The sequence below is a fragment of the Nocardia farcinica genome (genome assembly GCF_029867845.1).
Lineage (GTDB): Bacteria > Actinomycetota > Actinomycetes > Mycobacteriales > Mycobacteriaceae > Nocardia > Nocardia farcinica_A.
The window spans coordinates 1-1,564 of record NZ_JARWRU010000803.1 but is presented as its reverse complement, the minus strand read 5'-3'; the positions used below and the strand labels follow the sequence as shown (position 1 = coordinate 1,564).

Here is a 1,564-nt window from a genome sequence, read left to right as displayed (position 1 = left end):
ACTCAAGATAGACCGCCGCGCCCGCGACCGGTCCGTCCGGTGAGTCGACCTCGCCCCGGATGAGTGGCACGGTCATGCCCGCCAGGCGAGCAGGTTGCCGAACACCGAGGTGTTGATGCGGGTGGCGGAATTGGCCGTGGCGCCGCCGTAGGCGTGGATGCCGAAAGCCATCCGCTGACCGTCGACGATCCGGTACACCGCGCTGCCGCTCTGCCCGCCCATGGTGTCGGCCTGGTAGAAGACCTTCCGCTCGTTCACCGAGGCCACCCGCGAGGCGTGGAACCACTGGGTGCCCGCTGGCTTGTCGCCCGGATAGCCGGAGATGTCGGCCGTCGCGGCCAGCAGGGTGGCGTCGTTGTACGCGCCGAACCCGAACCAGCCCGTCCGGTTGCCGAGGGTGTCGTTCGGCAGCACGATCGCCCCGTAGTCGAAGTTCTGGTCCCCGTTCACCGTCCAGCCGGTGACCGAGCGGAACGCGTTACCGGAGACCACGATCGATCCGAACGGCTGGTTGCTGCCGTTGCGGCCGGGGATCACCTGGATCGACCGCACCCACCCGTCGCGGCCGGGGACGCCGCTGTTCTTGATGAAGACGACGTGTCCCGCGGTGCCGAGGGTGTGCGGGCCGAGGAACCATCCGGTGCCGATCCACCGGGAGTTGTCGGCGGCGGTGATGAGCAGCGAGGCGTTGGCCCGCCACGGATAGTTCGCGGTGGCGGTGACCTGGACGCGATCGTCGGTGCCGAAGATCCGTTCCTCGGTGGGCACCGAGGGCGCGCCGTAGGAGGCCCACGCGATATCCGGCAGCCCGGCCAGGTCGTCGGTCTCGGCCGCTTCGGTCCCGGTCACCGCGGGCGCCAGCACGTAGCCGGCCACGTTCTCGACATCGCCCGCGGCCGTGGCGATTCCGGGGTCCGCGCCGGTGTTACCCGGCTGCTCGGCGGTCTCGACGATGGTGCTCGCGCTCGATACCGGGGTGTGGCCGGCGAGTTTGGTGTCGCTGTTGTCCATGGGATCTCACTCCTTCGATTCCCGAACGGGCCGAGGGCGTTTCGGAGTCGACGGTCGGGTGACGGTCGCCGCCCGCTCGGAGGCTGGGAGACCAGTGTCGGAGCGAGAACCCCCCGCGATCGCGGGTAGCGCACTACTCGAAAAACGCGCTCAGTGCGCGCCCCCGCCCCAGATCAGGTGGGCGAGCTGCTCGCGGTCGTCCACGTCGAGCTTGATGCAGGCGCGGTAGATGTGGCCTTCGACGGTGCGCACCGAGACACACAGTCGTTCGGCGATCTGGCGATTGGACAGCCCCCGCGCCACGAGCGCGGTGATCTCCCGTTCGCGGTCGGTGATCGGCAGCGGGTGGGCGGCGGCGAGCAGGGCGGGGGTGACCGCGCCGTCGCAGCGCCGCGCCAGATCGACGGCGCGGGCCGCGGCCTGGGCGCTCAGTCGCCGGTTGCCCGCCCGGTCGTGCGGCGGCACCGCCAGCGCCCCCGCGTCGGCGGCCGAGAGCAGCAGCCCGGCCCCCACGAACACCACCCTCACCCCGTCCAGCGCCCGGGTGTCGGCC

At 71.2% G+C, this 1,564-nt stretch carries 2 protein-coding genes; both read right to left on the bottom strand.

Annotation, left to right across the window (positions count from 1 at the left end; all coding sequences use genetic code 11):
- Positions 1 to 72: 72 nt before the first annotated feature.
- Positions 73 to 1,011 (bottom strand): trypsin-like serine peptidase, encoded by a 939-nt coding sequence (locus QH283_RS17525; protein ID WP_280504065.1) that lies wholly within the window; start codon positions 1,009 to 1,011, stop codon positions 73 to 75.
- Positions 1,012 to 1,161: 150 nt separating this feature from the next.
- The coding region (locus QH283_RS17520) for a helix-turn-helix transcriptional regulator (protein ID WP_280504064.1) at positions 1,162 to 1,564 on the bottom strand (403 nt) is incomplete at its 5' end.

What these genes read in the sequence shown, in the direction of transcription:
- QH283_RS17525 (WP_280504065.1), bottom strand. Translation starts at nt 1,011, where the DNA reads ATGGACAACAGCGACACCAAACTCGCCGGCCACACCCCGGTATCGAGC.